This is a genomic window from Desulforamulus aquiferis (assembly GCF_030577015.1).
GTDB classification, from domain to species: Bacteria; Bacillota; Desulfotomaculia; order Desulfotomaculales; family Desulfotomaculaceae; genus Desulfotomaculum; species Desulfotomaculum aquiferis.
Genome location: NZ_JARPTC010000033.1, coordinates 1 through 20,769 on the forward strand (window position 1 = coordinate 1; position 20,769 = coordinate 20,769).

Genomic DNA, 20,769 nt, shown 5'->3' on the forward strand with positions numbered 1-20,769 from the left:
TAGAACCGCCCCAGATAACAATGCTGGGAAGTAGGCTTGCCCCAAGTTCCGAAGTCATTTTAACGGTGGATGAGATGTACACCTATCTTCAGAAGGTACAGGAGGGAGATTAAATGGCTCGAGTTATTGAATATGTATATCGCGATTCCATGGTGCACACTTTACATCCCCTGAGTAAGTTGGCCTGGGCACTTGGGGTAATGATTTTAGCCTTAGCCTTTAACGATATTTTTTATCTAATGGCAGTATTTACCTCGGTGGTGGCTGTGGCTGCCATTGGCAAGGTTATGAAGGATTTAGCCTTCGTATTAAAGGGACTTACCATATTTGCCGGAATTTTGGTTTTACTGCAGGTATTATTTTTTAAAGGTGAACATGTACTTTTTTATTTACTGCCTGGGGATAGATTGGCCATTACCACGGAAGCAATTTTACTGGGTCTAGCCATGGGACTAAGAATGATGACTATTGTTTTAAGCTTCCTTGTCTTTTTGGCAACAACTCAATTTAAAGATATTGTATTAGCCCTTACGGAGAAACTGAAGCTGCCTTACGATTATGTATTTATGTTTATGACCGCGCTTCGTTTTGTACCAACCTTTCTTAGTGAGGCAGTCCAGGTAAGCTACGCCCAGCAGGTAAGAGGGTGCCCCGTGGATAGTGGCAACCCTTTCAAAAAAGTAAAGTCTTATATCAGTGTTTCACTGCCCTTAGTACTCATTTCTCTAAAAAAGGCTGAGCGTTTGGCCATTGCTATGGAGACCAGGGGCTACGGCAGCAGTAACCGCACCTATTATAAAGAGCCTATTATAGGCAAAGCTGACTTGATTTTTATAGCATTAACGGTTGTAATTATTATTGTGGCACTGATACTTAGGTTTCAGGGCCTTGGGACTGTTCAATACTAAACGGGGGTAAAACTTTATGAAGAAATTGTTAATGGGCAATGAAGCCATGGCTCACGGGGCAGTAGAAGCAGGGGTTCGTGTGGTTACCGGATACCCAGGTACCCCCTCTTCAGAAATATTTTCTACCCTGGCCAACATGGCCAAGGATTATGGTTTTCATGCTGAGTGGTCAGTTAATGAAAAGGTAGCCCTGGAAGTGGCGGCTGGTGCAGCTTATGCTGGAGCCAGGGCCATGGTCACCATGAAGCAGGTGGGTTTAAATGTAGCGGGTGATCCCTTGATGACCTTGGCTTACATTGGCGTTAAAGGTGGATTGGTACTGGTTGTGGCGGACGATCCCGGTCCCCATAGTTCCCAGAATGAGCAGGATACCAGGAAGTTTGCCCAATTTGCCAAACTACCTGTATTAGATCCCTCAACACCCCAGGAAGCCAAGGATATGTTGAAAGATGCCTTTGAGCTTTCTGAAAAATTGGGGTTACCGGTGATTCTTCGTCCCACCACAAGGACTTGTCACGTTTGTCAGGATGTAACCTTGGGAGAAGAAAGGGAACTCCAACAGGGGGATGGTTTTGAAAAAAGTCCTGGCTGGGTCATTTTTCCCAGTTTAGCCATCAAGCGTCATGCTTGGCTTAATAAGCAGCAGGAAACTGCTAGGGAAATATTTGAGCAGAGTCCCTTTAATAAACTTATTAATGGGACTGGAGCCAGTGGGATAGTTACCACCGGTGTCGCCTATAATTATGTCATGGAAGCCCTTGATTTAATGGGCTTAGAGATACCTGTGCTTAAATTGGGTACCCCTTATCCCATGCCGTCAAATCTGGTGCTGGGATTCCTGGATAAGGTTGATCGGGTACTGGTGATTGAAGAGCAGGAGCCGGTTGTAGAGGATCAAATAATAAAACTTATTTGGCAGCACAAGCGCCCCTTGATTTTAAGGGGAAAGCACGGTCAGTTAGTACCCCGGGAAGGGGAATTAAATGTAGATAAGGTAATGAATATCCTGGGAGAATTTTTAAAGATAGATAGGCAAAAGGAAGCAGTGGGAGAACTTCCACCGCTGCCGGTGAGACCTCCCGTACTATGTTCCGGTTGCCCCCACAGGGCCTCCTTCTATGCCTTTAAGCAAGCGGCCGGAAGGGATGCCATATTCACTGGGGATATAGGTTGTTATACCTTAGGCAACATGGCACCCCTAAATGCCGTAGATACCTGTCTCTGTATGGGAGCCAGCATCACCATAGGCTCGGGCTTGCAAATAGTAGAGCAGGATAGAAAAGTAGTTGCCTTCCTTGGGGATTCCACCTTTTTTCATACAGGAATTCCCGGGTTAATAAACGCAGTTCATAATGGAGCCAATCAAACGGTTGTGGTTCTTGATAATAGAACTACAGGCATGACCGGCCATCAAAGCCATCCAGGGCTGGAACGCAATGCCATCGGTGAGCCGGTGGAACCCCTTGACATTGCCAAACTGGCCGAAGCCTGTGGTGTAAAGCATGTCAGGGTGATTGACCCCCTTGAACATCAAAGGGCAGTAGCCGCTGCAAAGGAGGCCCTGGACTATGAGGGAGTTTCCCTTGTGGTTATGAGAAGGGAATGCGTGGCCTTAACTAAAGGGAAAAATATGCCGATGAAGTTAAACAAAGAAAAATGTTTAGATTGCGGGATCTGTATCGAAGAGCTAGGCTGCCCTGCCATATCCAGAGGAACCGAGGGACCGGTTATCGGTGCAGCCTGTACCGGATGTAACCTCTGTGGGCAAATTTGCCCTGCCGGGGCAATTTGCGAGGGAGGTGTGGCCAAGTGAGATTAGATGTTGTAATAACAGGTGTTGGCGGTCAGGGCAACGTGTTAGCCTCACGAATTATAGCCAGGGCAGCCATGGAATTTGGTCTGCCGGTTAAAACCTCCGAGGCCATTGGCATGGCCCAACGGGAGGGTGTGGTGATGAGTCAGGTGAGAATGGGTTTTGGCCAGTATGGCGCCCTAATACCTGATGGTGGGGGAGATGTATTGTTAGGTTTTGAACTGGCGGAAACAGTTCGTGGGCTGCCTAAAGTGAAAAGGGGAGGGGTTGTGCTGGCCAATACAGAGAACATTTTTCCTGTATCGGTTTCCCTGGGTTTATCAGAGTATAATCCGGTAAAGTTAGCCCTGTACCTCAAGGAAAATACTGAAAACCTGCATTTCATTGATGCTACTGCCCTGGCGGTTCAAGCTGGCACGGGTAAAGCAACTAATATAGTTATGCTAGGGGCCCTATCGTCATTAAATGTGCTTCCCTTCGAGGATTATTTATTAAAAGAAGTTATGTTGGACCTAATTCCGCCCAGGCTGCACCAAGTCAATTTAAAGGCCTTTGAGTTGGGTCAACAAGCCATGGGAGGTGCCTAAGATGTCGGTGGTACTTGAGCAAAAAACCATTTATAACTATAATAATCTTTTTAGTGAGCAGGCTGATAAACTTCAAAAAACCATCAAGAGGGTGTATGAGCAATCACCCTTCTACCGTCAAAAGCTGGATTCTGCAGGCATTAAACCTGAGGAGATAAAAACTGTCAAAGACCTTGGCAAGCTTCCCTTTACCACCAAATCTGAGCTGAGGATTGGTTACCCCTTGGGCTTACAAGCTGTTCCAGATGAGGAAATAGTGAGGATTCATTCCTCCTCTGGAACCACGGGCAAACCAATTGTCATTCCCTATACAGCCAAGGATGTGGATACCTGGTCTGAAATGATGGCCCGTTGTTTGGCCATGGCAGGTTTAACTAAGCGGGATAGGGTACAGGTAACCCCTGGTTACGGACTCTGGACCGCTGGAATCGGTTTTCAGGCCGGAGTGGAGCTATTAGGTGCCATGGCTATTCCCACCGGACCAGGAAATACAGAAAAGCAATTGGAAATGATGGAGGATCTAGGTTCCACAGTATTAATTGGTACATCCTCCTACGGCTTGCTGCTGGCAGAGGAGATTAGCAGACGTGGTATCAAAGAGAAAACCAACCTTAGGGTGGGTGTTTTCGGGAGTGAGCGCTGGGGAGATAAAATGCGAGCTAGAATCGCTGATCTCATTGGTATCGAAACCTTTGATATTTATGGCTTAACAGAAATATACGGCCCCGGTATCGCCATCGACTGTAGTAACCACGACGGTTTACACTATTGGTCAGACTACCTGCTGTTTGAAATTATAGACCCGGCTACCGGAGAACAAAAAAGTCCTGGGCAACAGGGAGAATTAGTTATTACTACCTTAACTAAAGAAGGTATGCCCCTTATAAGATACCGCACCCATGATATTACACGCTTACGTTTAGAAACCTGTACCTGTGGATCGCCTTTCCCAATGATTGATAGGATATTAGGAAGAACCGATGATATGATTAAAATCAAAGGAGTTAATATTTATCCTGGTCAAATTGATCATGTCCTCAAGCTGTCCAAAGGGGCAAGTAGTGAGTATCAGATTATTTTAACCAGATCCGAGGGTAAGGATCAAATCCTGATTAAAATCGAAGGACAGGATGGCAGTGATCCTGCAATGGTGGCAGAAGAATGCCGCAGGAATATTAAATCTCGCATCGGTATTCTTACACAGATTGAAGTGGTGGGTTATGGCTCGCTACCTCGAACTGAGAGAAAAAGCAAAAGGGTTTTTGATCTAAGGGAAGAAAATTTATAGGTGCTATCCCGTTCGAGAGAACGGGTTTTTTATTAATTAACAATTGATTTTCTTTTATGCATATTTATGGAATAATAGAGAGAAATGGAAATTATGAACAACTTTGAGGTGTGAGGACTTGTTTGAGCTACTAAGGGGTTTACCACAAGAGCTAATGGTGTTCATTATAGCAGCATTACCTGTAATAGAGCTTAGGGGAGCAATTCCCTATGCCATTGGAGTACTTAAGATGGAGCCGTTAACTGCCCTTGGCTGGTCCGTACTGGGAAATATTGCCCCACCCATTGCTATTTTATATTTGCTAGGACCACTGCAAAAGCTTCTGGAAGAAAAGCTGCCATGGATCAGCAGGTGGTTTAACTGGCTTTACAATAGATCAGCAAAAAGGGGAGAGCTAATAGAAAAATATGGTCCTTGGGGGCTGTTATTATTTGTCTCAATTCCTGCACCAGGCACAGGGGCCTGGACTGGCTGTATCCTAGCCTTTTTATTAGGGATACGGCCAGTCAAAGCCCTTGCTGTGGTGGCAGCAGGAATTATTATAGCTGGGATTATTGTTACAATGGCTGTTACCGGGGGGCTGCTAGTGTTTAAACACTTATTTTAGTTGCCGTCTCTCTTGGGGAGGATGAAAATTCACAGACTAAACTAAGTCCGGCCTTCAGGGGCATTTTTAGGCGAAACCTTTTTACAGACCTCTTATCTAATAGGGTGCTGGGGATATAAATTGATCCTGCCAACCCCTCAATGGAAGTAGGAACATCTTCATCACTAACACCATAGTCAAATTTCAATACCTGATTATTCATGGTGGGTGAAACAGTTGTGATTTTCAGATGTACAACATCCAGGGGTTTGTAGGTTGTTGCCGTGGCCACTGATTTTAACCTGCGAATCTTTCTTTCATAAATTGACAAGGCCGCATCAACCAGAGACTTGTAGCCTAGATTGTACTCAAGGACGACCGGGTAGCCGTTGATGGTTGCCAAGGCTATTCTACTCAGACTCCGGGAAAGGGGCACCATCTCTTCTGTTCTAATGAGTTCATTAAAGATTGTAAATAAGTCATGACTCTTTTCCGGAGGTAAATCATCGGTTAAAGGTCTTTGAAGCAGGCTAAGCAGCTCCCTAAATTCGGGGAGCTTTTTAGTTTTTTTAGCAAGTCCAGGTAGTTTGAAGGAGCCGTCACTATTCATAATATTTTTTATGAGCATACGAATCTTTCCTTGCCAGAGGGAAATGTGATTGTCCGCGATGGTGTCAGGGAGATGAACGACATAAATGCCATGGGCATTGGCATACTCCCAGGCAGGCTGCGAAAATTCCCCGGCAACAAATATGCCTCCTACATAATTTACAGTGAGAGTCTCCTTTAGTTTCTTTCCACCGTAAATACGATGGAATAGGTCGCCCCTATTATTATCTAACAAATCTCTAATCAATTCTCTCCTTGAAGGAAGGGTTTGCTCTAAATCTAGAATGGTTGCCTTCAGGTTTCTTACGATTTGCATGTCATTAACAGGATCAGAATTACTGGGACCCCTTGAAGCCACCAGTAATACTGTATTTAAACAAAAGGGACTGTTGTTTAAATCAATGCCTATAACTCCTATTTGGTGCTGGGTACCACGACCTCCCAATTTGCGTCTAGGTACGCCTGCAATGTAGCCATTGTTTCTTAGAATGAAGGCAACCATATATTCAAATAGGGTATCTTCAGAAATATGGTAAGACAATGGACACCTCCAAAAACCAATTTGAATTACAGTATCACCAGTTTCTAAATGTTTATGTTTTATGACATCTATTACTAAATAAAACTACTAATATTGTTAAGCTAAAATGCTCATAATACTATTACCAGGCTGGCAGAGTAATGTTTACTCTTTTAGCTTGTTAAAGGAAACCCTCCAGCCTTGGAGGGTTTCTGGATTTAAAAGAGCAAAAAAAAATCCCCAGGATTTTTTCCAGGGGTTTCTTTGGGTTACAGAGGGCTACTGATTAAGACCTTTTTTAATAACGATATCGAAGATTGGTCCCTGAGCAGGAGTGGTTTTTATGTCCATGATGCGGTCCAGGATGTAGTTGCAGTTCTCCATTACCAAAGCCATAGTATCCTTTGTCATTTTTTATTCCCCCTTTTGGTTTATTGAGGAAATTATAGCATAAAAAATTTAGTTTGTGAATAAAAGCACAAAGATGTTGTAATAGGAAAACAATATCAAAGATTGCTAAAATACAGAACAAAACCGGATAGGAACTATTCGCATACTAATATTTGTGGGAAATTAGTGAAGGGAGGGTACCTGGAAGACTAGAAGGAAAATAAATTAACCCACCTGGAAAGTGGGTTCTTTTTGAGAAAGCAAATAAATTTTTATTATGCTGCTACTTTCACACTAAAGAACCAAAGGCTAAAAGCCTCCCCAAGGTTTTGCCTTGGAATAAGCATAATCCCGGGCCCACTTCTCCGCATCGGAGGAGGCCTTAAAAGCACGACTATCACCAAAACCTCTTACGCAGGATTCAGCCAACCACATATGACCGTCATTTTTTACACGCCAATAGGTATTTTGGTGATTATTACTAGTTTCGCCATAACCCAGTTCCTCAACAAAGGATGTGGGTTTTTTATACTGCCTATCCCTGGGGTTAATTTGAAAAACCCTGTTTAGCATGTTAACTCTCCCTTCTGACAAACTTTATCTGATTATAAAGCATATGTATTAATAATTAGACGTTTTACTGTTAATTTTCGGTAAATAGCTACTTGCCCCGGTTGGTAAAAAGTTCAAATAAATTCCAGGGAGTAATATCTCTTTTTATAATATGAAGCAGCTACTTATCTGTTCTGACCTAAGATAGATTTTTCTCTCCTTTTGAAATATCCTATTAAGGAGTCAGCACTTTTTAAGATATCGAAATTGCTATTTAAGAGGCCATATTTAACCGGTTTGATATTAAGCAATGAAACCATTCGATCTAAATTATGGTTGTCTAAGCCGTCCCATAATTGGCGGAGGTTGAATTGACGTTTCATGTTTGTAAAATATGGCTCCATGGTTTTGCTGTAATCAGTACCCACTGATATTGCCCGGGCAGCTTCAAAGCCGCTTATTAGGCTGGGAAATAGCCCCGAACATAATAAACTTCCGACAAATCCTCCACTGGCACCAACTAAGAAGGTGTTTCCTACCTGATGAGGATAGCTTAGACCTGATTCAAATTCTATATCCCATAACTCAACCACCTCAGGGTTAATCTTTTCTGTATCAATAAAGGATTTCCACTGTTGATTTAGTTCTTCATGGGTGGTATAAGGGACTGTTAATATTAAGGAAGCCCTTTCCTGGCCCATGGGGATTAAGTATGCATAGCCTGATTTTGCATAGCTGGTGTTCAACCACATTTTAATTTCATGGGGGTTAAAACGGCCAAGAACAGTTGCACCTCGTATCCAGGCCCGTAGAGTACTCTGCCAAATAGTGAGTTTTTTACTCCAGGATCCATTACCGTCGGCTACTAGGAGATAGTCAAATTCCTTGAGTAAATCCTCGTGCTTTACATTGGAATCATATTCTATCGGGTATGCAAGTTGGGCGGCCAATTGGGATTCAATTGAATGGGCATCCTTTCCCCTCAGAAAGCTATATCCCAAATGACTCGAAACTGTAAACCTTTTATTAGGCCCCTGTATTTTTAAAAGATTAATATCACTTATGGGCTTTATTTCTAGGTTATAAGTATCTTTTAGGTATTTTATTTGATCACAAATAGGGCGGAAGAGAAACTTGAAGGATACATTAGCAAAAGAAACAGCAGGTCCAACTTTATTTTTTTCTTCAAAAACTACGGGAGATATTCCATTTCTTTTCAATTCTATTGCTGCAGCAAGGCCAGAAATTCCAGCACCGATTATGGCAACTTTAGGCATGGATATCCCCCTTTTGATCATAAGTTAATAATTATTTTCCTCAGAATTATTAATAATATGCCTTTTATTAGGTATTAAGGTTAGTTAATATTGCCAATATATTAAAGGAACAAATTAGATTGGTGGTGAAAAAATGGCTAAGCTTACCGAAAAGGAAATTACAAACTATATCTTTAAGTTTGCTTTAGACAAGGAGATGTTGAGAAAGGAAAAATTTACACATTTAGCCGAGACTAGCAGGGATAAAAGAATGAAGAAGCTATTCCAAGTGTTTTCTTCTACAGCACAAAGTCATGTGGCTGAAATAGAACAAGAAATGATCAAATTAGATATAAAATAGGGGGTTACCATGGATAATCTAAATCAGCTGAATGATGTCCTAGAAGATAAAATATTCAGCCAATTTTTTTATAATGAGGCAGCGGTACAAATACGAAATCCTGTTGCCCGTAAAATGTTTCTAAAGTTTAGGGATGAGGAGATGAAACACATTGAGGTGCTGCAAAAGGAGATTGTTGCAATTGAAAATAAACCCTCCAGTGTTACAAAAATATTGGCAAAGTTAAAAAATTAATTTGTTTCAAGAAGGTTATTTTTCATCCAGAAAGGTCAAAATTTTAAACCAGGCTGCAGTAGCTAGGCCAATTAATGACACTAATAGTGTGAAGAGCCATAATTCCATGGTATCTGCCATCCTTTCTTTGATGTACTGCTAAGTTTACCCAGAAAAAGGTTGCAATACTCATAGCCAATTGATTGAGTTATATAGTAACATCTGGGATATTTCTCCGTAATATATACCAGGGTTAAATTTACCAAAATTGATGGAGAAAGGGGTTATGCAGGTGGCAGGTGATCGTGGATTCGGCTCTAATAGCTTCAGCTTATTTCTCATCTTCATTCTGCTATACTTGTCACAAAAAGCAGTGTCTGTAACTGGCTTGAGTTCAAAGAAGAATGAGGGACCGGATATTGTGGATGAAGATAAGGACCAGGTGGGGCAAAAGGTGGCTGTAGGCTTAACAGATGGGGAAATCTCTGAATACTTTAATAAACCTTTAGCAGATAACTATCCTGAGAAGGAGTACAATTATCAGCAACCTGCCCATAAACCGGAATATAATGAGCAGGATTACGAAGAAATGGTTGATGAGATGGAACCCTTAGTTGAGCCGGAAGATATGGAATCAGAGTTGGGAAATGAGATTGAAAACCATACTTATGAATTAAGTGAGATAGAATTATTAGTTGATCAACAAACTGCAGTTGAAGCAAATGATGATAGTGCTGATCAGGAAGAGGATTTAGCAGCCATTCAGCCTGGGGCAGTGTATTCCGACGAACCAGTATTAGGGGGGCAAGAAAGTTTATTTTTAAAGCCAACTGTAATGAATTATCCTGTTGTTAAGGGCGGTTCTGGACCAAAAATTTCAATTAATTACGGAAAATGAAAAATTCCGGGTGTTGAAAAACACCTGGAATTTTATTTATCTAAAAGCTATTTGATTATGGCAGCAGCTCTACACCTAATGCAGCTAAACGGCTACGCTCAGTCTTGGAAAGGGTTATGTGGGCATATAAATCTTGGTTTTTAAAGGCATCAATTAAGGTGACAAAGCCATTGCTGGTGGCGGTAAGGCGATAATTATCTATTTGTTGAATATCGCCAGTTAAAACGATTTTACTTCCTATACCTGCCCGGGTAATTATAGTTTTTATGTTTTCTTTGGTAAGATTTTGGGCTTCGTCGATTAAAATCCACTGTTTAGGAATTGAGCGCCCTCTAATGTAGGTTAGGGCCTCTAATTCTATAAAACCCTCCTCTAAGAATTTTTCGACCCTTTCAGCAGGAGGGCACCTCTCATCATGTTTGTTTGCTACAAAGTTCCTGGTGAGAAACTCTAAATTATCATAAATGGCTGCCATCCAAGGGGTCAGTTTTTCCTTTTTTGTACCGGGGAGAGCGCCAATATCCCGACAGTGTGGAATAAGGGCTCTGGTAACTATCAGCTTTGAGTAAAGACGTTGATTAACCACCTGCTGTAGTCCAGCGGCTAGGGCCAATAGTGTTTTACCAGTACCTGCCGGGCCTAATATACTAACTAATTGAATATGTGGATTTAGAAGAGCGTCCATTAAGAAAGCTTGTTCTAGATTACCATCAGCGGGACCTAAGCCAAAGGCGTGAAGTTCCCTACGCAAAGGGAATATTTTCCCCTTTTTATAACAACCTAGATGTCTCCCCCCAAGATTATCTTCCATACAAACAAATTGATTTTCTAATAAATTGTTGGAAACATTTATACTTCCAAACTGGTAAAAATCTTGTACCTCATCGTAGGATATCTCCAAGGTGGTCCAGCCTGAATATAAAACATCAAGATTTACCTGTTCGACGGCGTAGTTTTCCGCAGAAATCCCCAAGGTATCGGCCATTACTCTCTGACATATATCCTGGGTTATTAGTGTTACAGGTTCAGACTGCTCCTCTTTCAGGCCTTTAGCGATTGCCAAGATGCGGGTATCTACTTTGTCTCTGGGCAGATATTCGGGCAATAAAACATTGCAGTGATTTACCTCAACCATAATTTGATGGCCGCTGGTAAGAAAAACGCCCCGGTGCAACTGTGGACGCAGACCATCCAAAAACCGAATGGCCATTCTAGCACAGTGCCCCCGGGCATCTTCTAATCCTTTAAAACGGTCTAACTCATTAACCACAGCTAGGGGTATGACAATTTTACAGGGGCTGAAGGAAGAAATAATTTCTGTTATTGGGCGATCTAATAATACATTTGTATCTAATACCCTAACTTGCACAACGTCCCCTCCTGGATGTTTATTTAAATTCTTTAATTACCTTTTTACAAACTTATCCAAGGAGGTGTATATTTAGAACGCATTAACAATGCTTAATAACCCGACAATTAAGCAACAAAAACCACCAGTGGTGGTTTTTTAAACAAGTTTTTTAATCTAGATCAGGTTCAGCTGAACCAAACCCATCTGTTTCCTGGACCATAAACTGATTAAGCCTGTCCAGGCCTACCAATAAGCCGTTTATTTCTGCTTCGTTCATTGAGGCTAATAGGCCGGCTAGGTAATTAGTTCTCATAAAGGATAGGTTTTGACTAAATTCCATAACCTGGGGTGCTAGATCTATATGAACTACACGTCGGTCATTGTCATTGCGACGCCGTATTACTTTACCCTGTTTTTCCAATCGATCTACAATGCCAGATACAGTGCTTTTAGCCAATCCCAATCTTACACTTAATTCACCCAAAGTAATTCCTGGGTTCTGAAATAATTCCTGCATTAGGTGAAGTTGAGGAACTGTTAAGCCGCAACCGGCGGTTTGAGCCATCATGTATTGGCGAAATTTACGATTTAAAGTCCTAATTAAGTCCTTTAATTGTTCAGCCTGTTGGACCAATTCCTGTTCCATAGTAACACCTCGCTATACAATATTGAGAATAGTTAGTATATTAAGAATATCATTAATTCGTTCACTAGTAAACAGTAATAGTAAAAACATATTAAATATTCAGAAATATTTTAATGTTTTGTTTTTAGCATAATATGCTAATTATTCTAGTAATATTTATACTTTATGAAAATAATTTAGAGTAAGGTGATAAAGGGCGGGTCTTTCCTGGGACTTGTATTGAGTTTGTTTTAATTGAATGATATTATGTTACCTGTAAATTGTTTGTGAGGGGATACTATATGGGTTATAATACAATTTTTGATATTATTGGGCCAGTGATGATTGGTCCATCTAGCTCCCATACTGCCGGTGCAGTTCGCATTGGGAGGATAGCCAGAAGTATTTTTGGCAGGCAGCCGGAAAGAGCTGAGATTGCCCTCTATGGCTCCTTTGCCCAGACATTCAGGGGACATGGCACGGATATTGCGATAGTGGGTGGAGTGCTGAATTTTGATACTGACGACCAAAGTATAGTTAATTCCATAGAGTTGGCTAAGCAATACGGAGTTACAGTGGACCTTAGGATCATTAAGGAGGATCTGGAACATCCAAACACAGCGAAAATCCGATTAAGTGATAAGGAAGGGGCCTTGGAATTGATCGGAGTCTCATTGGGGGGAGGGAAAATCTCCATCAAAGAAATTGAAGGTTTTAAAATATCATTAAGTGGAGAAAGTCCTAGCCTGCTGGTGTTTCACCACGATAGATATGGGGCAATTGCCCAGGTTGCTCAGATTTTAGCCCTCAGTCAAATTAACATAGGACATATGGAGGTGGCTAGGAGATCCAAGGGAGATTTGGCCCTTATGGTTATTGAAACTGACCAGGATATTAATGATGAAACAATCCAGTCCGTAAAGAATATAAGTCATGTGTATCAAGTAGCTCTTTTAAATCCCTAAAGAAAGGAGCAAGTCATTGAAATATCGTACAGTAGCAGAACTGGTTGAACTGGCAAAAAATGAAGGAACAACCATTGGACAAGTGGCCATGGAGCAAGAAATACTAGCCACTGGCAGAAATAGGGAAGATGTCTATGCTTTAATGGAAAAGAACTTACTGGTTATGGAGCAGGCAGTGGAACGGGGAATGAATGAAAAGGTGATGTCCCGTAGTGGTCTTACGGGTGGCGATGCCTTACGCCTGAAAAACCATGCCAAAAGCGGTCATAGTCTTGCCAGGGGTGTCATCCTGGATGCCGTTAATTATTCTCTGGCCACCTCGGAGGTTAACGCAGCCATGGGACTAATAGTGGCCACTCCAACTGCGGGCTCTAGTGGGGTATTGCCGGGTTGTCTTTTAGCCACAGCAAAGGAATTGGGTTGTGAGCGAGAAAGGTTAATATACGCATTGTTTAATGCAGGTGGTATTGGTTATGTTATAGCCAATAACGCTACGATTTCTGGAGCAGCGGGAGGTTGTCAGGCAGAAATTGGCGCAGCTGCAGCCATGGCGGCATCAGCAGTGGTTGAGCTGGCAGGGGGCACTCCTGAGGACAGTGCCCATGCTGCAGCTATAGCGTTGAAAAACCTGTTGGGTCTTACCTGTGATCCTGTGGCAGGGCTTGTGGAAGTTCCCTGTGTTAAGAGAAACTCCATGGGTGCAGCAGTGGCTATTGTGGCCGCTGACATGGCTATGGCTGGAATCACCAGTGTAATACCCTGTGACGAGGTTATTGAGGCCATGTATAAAATAGGTAACCTGATACCTTCCTGTCTAAGGGAAACTTCCCTGGCAGGACTAGCAATGACCCCAACAGGCAAGGAATTGGATGAAAAGATAAACTCCCAAGCAAAATAACGAAACAGGGTGCCATATTAAGCCACCCTGTTTTTAAGTGTTATGGTTTATCTTCCAGCAGCAGCTGGCAGATCATCTAGCGCAGCTCTAATCATTGCCTCAATAACCCTTGAAACAGGTAATCCAGTTTCCTTAGAGAGTTTTTTTATGTGGTTAACTGTCTGCTTATCACTAACTATATTAATCTCCTGGAAATCTGCTAGGTTGACAATCTTTTCTTGGGAAATTTCTTCAACATGCTTGTAAAGGTTCACCATTATATAAACGCCTCCAATTTCTTTGATGACAACACATTCACCATAACATGCTGATATACCTTCGGAGAATCATGAGTACAAATGTCGATATCATAGAAGCGTTCGACAGAGCTTTGAAAAGTAATATACATATGTCGAGAATAGAATTGGTAAAGTTTAGATAAAATATTTAGTATGGAGAATATCATTTACCTAAATATGGTTCAGATGGAACGAAATCACTGGTGGTATAAGGGAAGGCGGGAAATTATTACCAAATTATTAGCTCCTTATCTTTCTTCTGACCTGCATATATTGGACGCAGGTTGCGGGGCTGGGGGAACCATGGAAGCTATGACAAAATATGGAACTGTGCTAGGGATCGACATCTCTGACGAAATGGTAGAGCATTGTCAGAAGGTGGGGTTACCTGCAAGTTGCCATTCAATTATGGAATTGCCCTTTAAGAATGATACCTTTGATATAATCTTATGTTTGGATGTATTAGAACACTTACCAGATGAAATTAAAGCTTTGGAAGAATTAAAAAGGGTTGTCCGGCCGGGGGGGGTTATTGCTATAAGTGTACCTGCCTTTTCTTGGTTATGGGGAAAACATGACGATTTAAATGAGCATTTTAGAAGGTATAACTATGGAATGTTAGAAAATGTTGTCCAACAAGTGGGCTTATCCATTGAAAGAATTACATACTTTAATTTTTTGCTGCTGCCAGCAGTTGCAATGGTAAGGAAAATTGGAAACCTGTCACCTAGCAAGGGCAATATTACAGATTTCCAATTTGGCACGGGAATAATGAACAGTTTTCTATTTTCTTTGTTAAAGCTAGAAGCTAAGTTATTAAGGCATATTGATATTCCCATAGGAGTTTCACAAGCAGTGCTTGTTAAAAAAATATAATTTTTACTCTTACTTTTTTCCGTCACGGCACCCGCCTTTACCCTCGCTGGCGAATATTTCCCCTGGGACAAGTTTATAGGGTTTAGGTTTTAAGTTATTTTTTGCAGGTTCATTTTGTTTCATAAGACACACCTCCTTTTAGGTATTATCTCCTGGGAACAGCTAGTTATTAGTTTGCTTTAAAAAGAATTGGAGGAAGCCAATTTTCAAAGGAAGGGGAGTTTTGATGTCAGGTAAGTTCAGTTCGGTATATTTGTGGAGATGCACATCCTGTGGATCTAAACATTATGGAAAAAACCCCCCTTTTAACTGTAAAAAATGTGGCTTAGAGTCCAATAGGTTTATACTAATTCCTCCAGAAAATAAAGAGATTAATTTTGGTATGCCCAGGTTAAACAATATTTTGTATTTAGTGGGGACTATTCTTGACAAGAAAGCAAATGCCATGTGTTGCAGTAGTGTTACACAACTTACTTTTTCCCCACCCCTCATTGCAGCATCAATTAATAAAAACACCTTAACCCATGATTTTGTTAAGGAGAGAGGCACTTTCTCAATATGCCTTCTTGGGCGTAATCAGAGTGAGATGGCCCATTATTTTGGAAGAAATAGTGGCCGACAAATTGATAAATTTGAAAGTTACACCTATAGACTAAGTAACCAGGGCAACCCCTTTGTGGAAGGATGTCCTGGTTATTTCGACTGTAAGGTTGACCACCAAGCTACTGTAGAACTTGAGACCCATACTGTATTTGTAGGAGAGATTTTAGATGCTGAGGTAGGTTCAATGGAGGCCCCTCTTACTTACTTAGATTATCAACAAGAAATGTGTGTGGTACATTAAATTATAAGCTAATTCAATTTGACCATTTCTTGATTATTTTACTTGCGACCATTAGTGCTTTCTATTACAATTGATTTAATAAATGGCCTAAGGTACTCGATTTAATAAAGGAGGTCAGCAAATATGTTTGTTAAAGATTGTATGACAACATCTCCAATAGGGATTCCTAAAAGTACCCCCATTCTTGAAGCTTTAGAAAAAATGAAGAAGTTAAAAATTCGTCAACTGCCTGTAATTGAAAAGGGTAAGTTAGCAGGTTTGGTGACAGAACGGGAGTTATTACAAGTTACTCCATCACCAGCCACTACCCTTAGTGTATTTGAAATGAACTACCTGCTCTCAAAGATGGTTGTTGGGGAAGTCATGGTTAAAAATCCTATAACTGTAGGTTTAGACACAACCATTGAAGAAGCTGCATTAATTATGAGAGAAAACAAAGCCAATTGTTTACTGGTTATGGAAAAGGATGAACTGGCGGGCATCATTACCCAAAGTGATATTTTTGATGCTTTCATAGAGTTTTTCGGAATAAAAAAGGCGGGCACACGCTTAGTATTACAGTCCCATGACCGTGTAGGTGCCTTGGCAGAATTAACCGATATTATTAAAGCAATGAATATAAATATTCGAGGATTTGTGGTTCACAGAAAAGATAACGATGTTTTAAATATTGTTGTGAGAGTCAATACCGTTGATCCTGACCCATTGGTTAAGGAATTAGAATCCAGAGGCATTCCAGTTCTCTCCGTCAACTAAAGTCAACACAAATAAGCCCACCGATTGGTGGGCTTCAGACTGTTGAAAAAGATATAACTGGGTTTTAATAATCCCGAGCAGCGACATTCGGAGCAGTGGAAACAGTGCTTCGCGAAGCTGAGGATGCGAAAATGGGTGAGCGGACATGGACGTCCGCGAAAGCCTGAGGTAAACACGATGTTTACTCGAAGGCGGCCCATTTTCGCCCGAAGCAAGGGGTTAGCGCTGTCCACTGCGGAGAGAGGAGTCGTGAGGGATTATTAAAACCCGAATATAGGTAGTTTCTCGACAATCTGAAGCCCACCTGATTGGTGGGCTTGTTTTATTTACCTTGATATATTACATTCTGGGTTATTTCCCCGATGGTGCTACAGCCGGTTAAAATCATCGCCTGTTTCAATTCAGCATTCATTTTATCTAAAATAATTTTCACTCCTGCTGCATCACCACCAAATGCGCCAACTACTAGTGGTCGGCCTACTAATACTCCGTCAGCTCCCAAAGCTAGAAGTTTTAGTACGTCTACGCCTGTGCGAACTCCACCATCAGCCAGTATGGTAACTTTATCTTTAACTGCTGCGGCGATTGCGGGTAAAACTGCTGCTGCTCCAGGGGTGCAATCTAGAATTCGCCCGCCATGGTTAGATACAACTATTGCTTTTACCCCGGCTGAAACTGCCAGCTCTGCCTCATCAACGGTCATTATACCTTTTAATATAAAGGGCAACTTTGTAGCTTGCACGATCTCTTTCAGTTCTTCAAAGGTTTTTGGCCCCACTGGTTGGCCCTTTAAAGCCATAGTAACCAGCCCGGCACCATCAATATCCATGCCAATGGCCTTTGCGCCGGCATCTTCCGCCCGGCGAATACGCTCTATTATAGCACCCTGTTCCCTGGGCTTGATTACCGGAATACCATGGCCTTGTTCAGCGATAATTGCTTCAAGACCCGAATCATACATGGTCGGGTCTGCTCCATCTCCCGTCCAACCTATAGCTCCACTCTGCTTACTGCCAGAAACAATCATACCAATAAAATCCCTCTCACCGATGGTTCCACCCATATTATAGGGGGTGCCAGTCATGGGGGCAGCCATTATGGGGGTGGAAAGCTTGATGCCAAATAATTCGGTTTCTGTGGAGGGCTCTTTGCAACCATGCAAGGTTCGCATGTTTAGACTGTAAGCAGCAAGGGCAGTGAGGTTATTCCGGAAGGACATACCTGTACCTACTCCACCCATACCTGGAACTTCACCAGAACAAACGCGGCCATCACATATTGGGCAAACCCGGCAAAAGCCCTTTAGTTGATCCTTGGCCTGGCTCTTAACAGTTGCAAAATCCATTTCCATAATCACTCCTATATTGTTTGTATTATTAGGTTTCTACTGTAATTGTTTAATTCCTGCAAAAATTAAAATTCATCACTGACATCTTCAAGTGCTATTCCTTGCTTAGTTGTTTTAAAATCTTCTGTTTGGTTTATTGAGGTAATGTTTAAAGTTCTATTTGTTGCATTCCAATCCAGCTTGACGTTAAAGACTGTTTCGATGGTAGGTTGTGATAAGTAAGATTTACCTTGCACAATTAAAGGAGCTTCGGCCAGCTCGTTTATTTGGTCATTGATTGAGATTATTGTACTGTTTGGTGTTAGCCTTGTAATCACATCATCAAGTTTTATTTCTATATAATTTAGCCTTTGGTTCCAAGATATACTATAGCCTAGAATTTGCCCCAGTAATCGAAGGGAGATGTATGGCTTATCCTGTCGTGAAAATATATTGCCTTCCATTGAGAAAATTATCCTTTCATTATTAAGGTATAATGCTATAGGGTTGCTGTCAATTAATTCTGTAGTCAAATCTAAATCATTCCATACAATTGTTACAGGAGTACCTAATGAAGTATGATCATATAACCATTTAATATCTTCATTCCTCAAACGAATACAGCCGGCAGAAGCATAGGTTCCAATTGAATTTGGGTTATTGTTGCCATGAATCCCGTAGGTGCCACCAGGGGCACTAATACCTAGCCAGCGTGGCCCAAGCGGGTTATAGGGACTACCTCCGGGAATGTTTAGCTTATAATAGGGTGGATTGACAATTTTACTTATAACTTTGAATTGTCCTTCTGGAGTATAACTTCGTTTTTGTCCCGTTGCCACTGGAAAAACTTTAGTTAATAAACCTTCTTCGTAATAGCCCAATTGATTTTTCTTTTTGTTAATAACAATTATCTTGCCGGTTTCAGCCTCTGCCCTTAATGGGGACAATAATAAAGTCAAAACTAAGGTGCAGAGTAATGTCAGAGTAAGCTTAATAATTCTAGCTTTTATTTTCGTATCCCCCCTATAGTAAGTCTTAATAATGACTATTAATGGGGGGAAGAGTCTATGACCAAATTATTTTTCCAGCAAGGTTGCCTTCCAAAGTCTTTATCAATATAATGCTAGGCAGGGAGAACAAAGGGGGTTATGTTCTGCACGATATAAACAGTAATTTTGAAGAAAGAGCTATTCTGGTAGGTGTAAAGCTATCTAATGATCATGAGCAGAAAGCTTCTGAATCCGTGGAGGAGCTTGTCCGCCTCGCTGATACAGCGGGCGCTATAGTATTAGGAGAGTTTCTGCAAAAACGACAGAGACCTGATTCAGCAACCTTTATTGGTAAAGGAAAGGCGGAAGAACTGGCAAATTATTGCCAGGAAATGGAGGCCAACTTAGTAATCAGCGATAGGGAGCTTTCTCCAGCCCAATCCAGGAATTTGGAAGATATCATTGGGGTAAAGGTTATCGATCGGACACAATTGATTTTAGATATATTCGCCAAACGAGCCCAAACCAAGGAAGGGAAACTGCAGGTGGAACTTGCCCAACTGAAGTACCTATTACCACGTTTAATGGGACAAGGCACTAGCTTATCAAGACTTGGTGGCGGCATTGGTACAAGGGGGCCGGGCGAAACAAAATTAGAGACTGATCGTAGAAGGATTAGAAAACGCATTACCGATTTAGAGAAAGAGCTAGCGGATGTACAAAAGCATCGGGCCTTACTGAGGGCGGAAAGAAAGACAGAACCTTTGCCTATGGTTAGTCTGGTTGGTTATACTAATGCGGGCAAAAGTACATTATTAAAAAGACTAACCGGGGCTGAGGTGTTGGTGGAAGATAAACTTTTTGCTACTTTGGACCCTACAACCCGGCGAGTAGTTCTTCCTAACAATGATGTTATTTTACTAACAGATACGGTGGGATTTATTCAAAACCTACCACACCATTTGGTGGCGGCCTTTCGTGCTACCCTTGAGGAAGTACAGCAGGCGGATTTACTTCTGCACGTGGTTGATGCCTCCCATCCTAATAATGAAGACCAAATTGCTGCTGTAGAAAAAGTACTAAATTCTTTAGATGCAATGCAAAAACCTTCCATTATGGTTTATAACAAAGTAGATTTAGTGGCAGATATGCATAATGTTTACTCAGCAGGCTGTCCAAATGTACCAATTTCCGCTGCAACAGGGGCAGGAATTGAGGAATTGCTATCCTTAATAACAGATTGTTTAAAGGAGAGATATACTACCGTAAAATTAACAATCCCTTATTACAATGCTAACCTTGCTTCCATATTACATCAAAAGGGCAGGGTTATTCGTGAAAAGTATGGTGAAAAAGGAATAGAGGTAGAGGCGGAGATTAGCTCTATCTGGGCAAACAGAGTTAAGGAAAGATTGAAATCCAGCTAATTCTCCAGATTTGGTATAAATAAGGATAGCCTAAATAGTTTCAACTTAAACTTGACCATTGTCGAATGTTATGATAATATTAAAAACGTTCGCGGTACTTGTCCAAATAAAGGAAGAGCACCTAGAAATTGAATCTTGCAAGTACCGTTTGAAGGTGCTAAACTAACTAATGTCGCTGCAAGGTGACAGAGAAAAATTACCACTTGATAGAAAGCAATCAAAATGGTAAGATAGCTTTTGTCGCTACTTAAGGCGATGAGGGAAAATGAAAATTACCAAAAACTTGCACTTGAAACAGAGCGAGAGACATGGTAAGATGTAATTCCTGGCCGAGAGGACAGGCAAACAAAACGGTCTTTGAAAACTAAACAGTAGATGATGAATGCAACTTGGTTTAGTCATAAGTCGAGGTAACTCGAGACTATGACAACCACAAATGAATTCTCGTCAAG

The 20,769-nt window shown here is 41.5% G+C and carries 23 protein-coding genes; 14 read left to right on the forward strand and 9 right to left on the reverse strand.

Annotated elements, in window-relative coordinates:
• The first annotated feature begins 113 nt into the window (after positions 1–113).
• The 5 genes from P6N53_RS17610 to P6N53_RS17630 all read left to right on the forward strand — a co-directional run bounded on the left by P6N53_RS17610 (position 114) and on the right by P6N53_RS17630 (position 5,203).
• The gene (locus P6N53_RS17610; RefSeq protein WP_304545531.1) at positions 114–908 is read left to right on the forward strand and encodes an energy-coupling factor transporter transmembrane component T family protein; all 795 of its coding nucleotides are present in this window, start codon (positions 114–116) and stop codon (positions 906–908) included.
• A 16-nt stretch (positions 909–924) separates the two neighbouring features.
• Positions 925–2,721, forward strand: a complete 1,797-nt coding sequence (gene iorA, locus P6N53_RS17615) for an indolepyruvate ferredoxin oxidoreductase subunit alpha (protein ID WP_304545533.1) — start codon at positions 925–927, stop codon at positions 2,719–2,721.
• Entirely contained in the window at positions 2,718–3,308 is a 591-nt protein-coding gene (locus P6N53_RS17620) for an indolepyruvate oxidoreductase subunit beta (RefSeq protein ID WP_304545535.1), read from the forward strand. The genes iorA and P6N53_RS17620 overlap by 4 nt, the downstream gene beginning before the upstream one ends.
• A 1-nt stretch (position 3,309) precedes the next feature.
• Entirely contained in the window at positions 3,310–4,596 is a 1,287-nt protein-coding gene (locus P6N53_RS17625; RefSeq protein WP_304545536.1) for a phenylacetate--CoA ligase family protein, read from the forward strand.
• 118 nt (positions 4,597–4,714) lie between these two features.
• A complete protein-coding gene (locus P6N53_RS17630; protein ID WP_304545538.1) occupies positions 4,715–5,203 on the forward strand; it encodes a COG2426 family protein in 489 nt (162 codons plus the stop codon).
• Here P6N53_RS17630 and P6N53_RS17635 read toward each other — a convergent pair.
• From P6N53_RS17635 to P6N53_RS17650, 4 genes are all read right to left on the reverse strand, one after another.
• Positions 5,187–6,332, reverse strand: a complete 1,146-nt coding sequence (locus P6N53_RS17635) for a hypothetical protein (protein ID WP_304545540.1) — start codon at positions 6,330–6,332, stop codon at positions 5,187–5,189. The two genes, P6N53_RS17630 and P6N53_RS17635, sit on opposite strands and share 17 nt — an antisense overlap.
• A gap of 258 nt (positions 6,333–6,590) precedes the next feature.
• The gene (locus P6N53_RS17640) at positions 6,591–6,722 is read right to left on the reverse strand and encodes a hypothetical protein (RefSeq protein WP_304545542.1); all 132 of its coding nucleotides are present in this window, start codon (positions 6,720–6,722) and stop codon (positions 6,591–6,593) included.
• 288 nt (positions 6,723–7,010) lie between these two features.
• A complete protein-coding gene (locus tag P6N53_RS17645) occupies positions 7,011–7,274 on the reverse strand; it encodes a hypothetical protein (protein ID WP_304545544.1) in 264 nt (87 codons plus the stop codon).
• 164 nt (positions 7,275–7,438) lie between these two features.
• The gene (locus P6N53_RS17650; RefSeq protein WP_304545546.1) at positions 7,439–8,530 is read right to left on the reverse strand and encodes an NAD(P)/FAD-dependent oxidoreductase; all 1,092 of its coding nucleotides are present in this window, start codon (positions 8,528–8,530) and stop codon (positions 7,439–7,441) included.
• A 133-nt stretch (positions 8,531–8,663) separates the two neighbouring features.
• Here P6N53_RS17650 and P6N53_RS17655 point away from each other — a divergent pair, with 133 nt between their 5' ends.
• The 3 genes from P6N53_RS17655 (at position 8,664) to P6N53_RS17665 (ending at position 9,981) form a co-directional block, all read left to right on the forward strand.
• Complete coding sequence (locus P6N53_RS17655; protein ID WP_304545547.1) at positions 8,664–8,870, forward strand: hypothetical protein; 207 nt, start codon at positions 8,664–8,666, stop codon at positions 8,868–8,870.
• Positions 8,871–8,879: 9 nt separating this feature from the next.
• Positions 8,880–9,104 (forward strand): DUF2383 domain-containing protein, encoded by a 225-nt coding sequence (locus P6N53_RS17660; RefSeq protein ID WP_304545549.1) that lies wholly within the window; start codon positions 8,880–8,882, stop codon positions 9,102–9,104.
• A gap of 271 nt (positions 9,105–9,375) precedes the next feature.
• Positions 9,376–9,981 carry a hypothetical protein gene (locus tag P6N53_RS17665; RefSeq protein WP_304545551.1) on the forward strand — a complete coding sequence of 202 codons (606 nt, stop codon included), beginning with the start codon at positions 9,376–9,378 and terminating at the stop codon, positions 9,979–9,981.
• Between the two features lie 55 nt (positions 9,982–10,036).
• Here P6N53_RS17665 and P6N53_RS17670 read toward each other — a convergent pair whose 3' ends face one another.
• Positions 10,037–11,350, reverse strand: coding sequence for a PhoH family protein (locus P6N53_RS17670; protein WP_304545553.1), 1,314 nt, complete (start codon positions 11,348–11,350; stop codon positions 10,037–10,039).
• Positions 11,351–11,501: 151 nt separating this feature from the next.
• A complete protein-coding gene (locus P6N53_RS17675) occupies positions 11,502–11,978 on the reverse strand; it encodes a MarR family transcriptional regulator (RefSeq protein ID WP_304545555.1) in 477 nt (158 codons plus the stop codon).
• A 281-nt stretch (positions 11,979–12,259) separates the two neighbouring features.
• Here P6N53_RS17675 and sdaAB point away from each other — a divergent pair, with 281 nt between their 5' ends.
• Both sdaAB and sdaAA read left to right on the forward strand, forming a co-directional pair.
• A complete protein-coding gene (gene sdaAB / locus P6N53_RS17680) occupies positions 12,260–12,922 on the forward strand; it encodes an L-serine ammonia-lyase, iron-sulfur-dependent subunit beta (RefSeq protein ID WP_304545557.1) in 663 nt (220 codons plus the stop codon).
• Between the two features lie 16 nt (positions 12,923–12,938).
• A complete protein-coding gene (gene sdaAA, locus P6N53_RS17685) occupies positions 12,939–13,820 on the forward strand; it encodes an L-serine ammonia-lyase, iron-sulfur-dependent, subunit alpha (protein ID WP_304545559.1) in 882 nt (293 codons plus the stop codon).
• A 47-nt stretch (positions 13,821–13,867) separates the two neighbouring features.
• Here the strand turns inward: sdaAA and P6N53_RS17690 are convergent, their stop codons facing one another.
• Positions 13,868–14,077, reverse strand: a complete 210-nt coding sequence (locus tag P6N53_RS17690; protein WP_304545562.1) for a hypothetical protein — start codon at positions 14,075–14,077, stop codon at positions 13,868–13,870.
• A gap of 174 nt (positions 14,078–14,251) precedes the next feature.
• On the opposite strand from P6N53_RS17690, the gene P6N53_RS17695 reads away from it, so the two are divergent.
• The 3 genes from P6N53_RS17695 to P6N53_RS17705 all read left to right on the forward strand — a co-directional run bounded on the left by P6N53_RS17695 (position 14,252) and on the right by P6N53_RS17705 (position 16,574).
• Positions 14,252–14,974 carry a class I SAM-dependent methyltransferase gene (locus P6N53_RS17695; RefSeq protein WP_304545564.1) on the forward strand — a complete coding sequence of 241 codons (723 nt, stop codon included), beginning with the start codon at positions 14,252–14,254 and terminating at the stop codon, positions 14,972–14,974.
• A gap of 382 nt (positions 14,975–15,356) precedes the next feature.
• Positions 15,357–15,818, forward strand: a complete 462-nt coding sequence (locus tag P6N53_RS17700; protein ID WP_304545566.1) for a flavin reductase family protein — start codon at positions 15,357–15,359, stop codon at positions 15,816–15,818.
• 123 nt (positions 15,819–15,941) lie between these two features.
• Entirely contained in the window at positions 15,942–16,574 is a 633-nt protein-coding gene (locus P6N53_RS17705; RefSeq protein ID WP_304545567.1) for a CBS and ACT domain-containing protein, read from the forward strand.
• Positions 16,575–16,896: 322 nt separating this feature from the next.
• Here the strand turns inward: P6N53_RS17705 and P6N53_RS17710 are convergent, their stop codons facing one another.
• The gene (locus P6N53_RS17710) at positions 16,897–17,919 is read right to left on the reverse strand and encodes an alpha-hydroxy-acid oxidizing protein (RefSeq protein ID WP_304545569.1); all 1,023 of its coding nucleotides are present in this window, start codon (positions 17,917–17,919) and stop codon (positions 16,897–16,899) included.
• A gap of 68 nt (positions 17,920–17,987) precedes the next feature.
• Complete coding sequence (locus P6N53_RS17715; protein ID WP_304545571.1) at positions 17,988–18,848, reverse strand: L,D-transpeptidase family protein; 861 nt, start codon at positions 18,846–18,848, stop codon at positions 17,988–17,990.
• 104 nt (positions 18,849–18,952) lie between these two features.
• Here P6N53_RS17715 and hflX point away from each other — a divergent pair, with 104 nt between their 5' ends.
• Positions 18,953–20,317 (forward strand): GTPase HflX, encoded by a 1,365-nt coding sequence (gene hflX, locus P6N53_RS17720; protein ID WP_308447278.1) that lies wholly within the window; start codon positions 18,953–18,955, stop codon positions 20,315–20,317.
• Positions 20,318–20,769: the final 452 nt, after the last annotated feature.

Excerpts from the sequence above, each read along its gene's own strand:
- P6N53_RS17610 (WP_304545531.1), top strand. The coding sequence starts at position 114 with ATGGCTCGAGTTATTGAATATGTATATCGCGATTCCATGGTGCACACT.
- iorA (WP_304545533.1), top strand. The coding sequence starts at position 925 with ATGAAGAAATTGTTAATGGGCAATGAAGCCATGGCTCACGGGGCAGTA.
- P6N53_RS17695 (WP_304545564.1), top strand. The coding sequence starts at position 14,252 with ATGGAGAATATCATTTACCTAAATATGGTTCAGATGGAACGAAATCAC.
- P6N53_RS17675 (WP_304545555.1), bottom strand. The coding sequence starts at position 11,978 with ATGGAACAGGAATTGGTCCAACAGGCTGAACAATTAAAGGACTTAATT.
- P6N53_RS17710 (WP_304545569.1), bottom strand. The coding sequence starts at position 17,919 with ATGGATTTTGCAACTGTTAAGAGCCAGGCCAAGGATCAACTAAAGGGC.
- P6N53_RS17690 (WP_304545562.1), bottom strand. The coding sequence starts at position 14,077 with ATGGTGAACCTTTACAAGCATGTTGAAGAAATTTCCCAAGAAAAGATT.
- P6N53_RS17655 (WP_304545547.1), top strand. The coding sequence starts at position 8,664 with ATGGCTAAGCTTACCGAAAAGGAAATTACAAACTATATCTTTAAGTTT.
- P6N53_RS17645 (WP_304545544.1), bottom strand. The coding sequence starts at position 7,274 with ATGCTAAACAGGGTTTTTCAAATTAACCCCAGGGATAGGCAGTATAAA.
- P6N53_RS17650 (WP_304545546.1), bottom strand. The coding sequence starts at position 8,530 with ATGCCTAAAGTTGCCATAATCGGTGCTGGAATTTCTGGCCTTGCTGCA.
- P6N53_RS17705 (WP_304545567.1), top strand. The coding sequence starts at position 15,942 with ATGTTTGTTAAAGATTGTATGACAACATCTCCAATAGGGATTCCTAAA.
- hflX (WP_308447278.1), top strand. The coding sequence starts at position 18,953 with ATGGGGGGAAGAGTCTATGACCAAATTATTTTTCCAGCAAGGTTGCCT.
- P6N53_RS17700 (WP_304545566.1), top strand. The coding sequence starts at position 15,357 with ATGCCCAGGTTAAACAATATTTTGTATTTAGTGGGGACTATTCTTGAC.
- P6N53_RS17660 (WP_304545549.1), top strand. The coding sequence starts at position 8,880 with ATGGATAATCTAAATCAGCTGAATGATGTCCTAGAAGATAAAATATTC.
- P6N53_RS17640 (WP_304545542.1), bottom strand. The coding sequence starts at position 6,722 with ATGACAAAGGATACTATGGCTTTGGTAATGGAGAACTGCAACTACATC.
- P6N53_RS17625 (WP_304545536.1), top strand. The coding sequence starts at position 3,310 with ATGTCGGTGGTACTTGAGCAAAAAACCATTTATAACTATAATAATCTT.
- sdaAB (WP_304545557.1), top strand. The coding sequence starts at position 12,260 with ATGGGTTATAATACAATTTTTGATATTATTGGGCCAGTGATGATTGGT.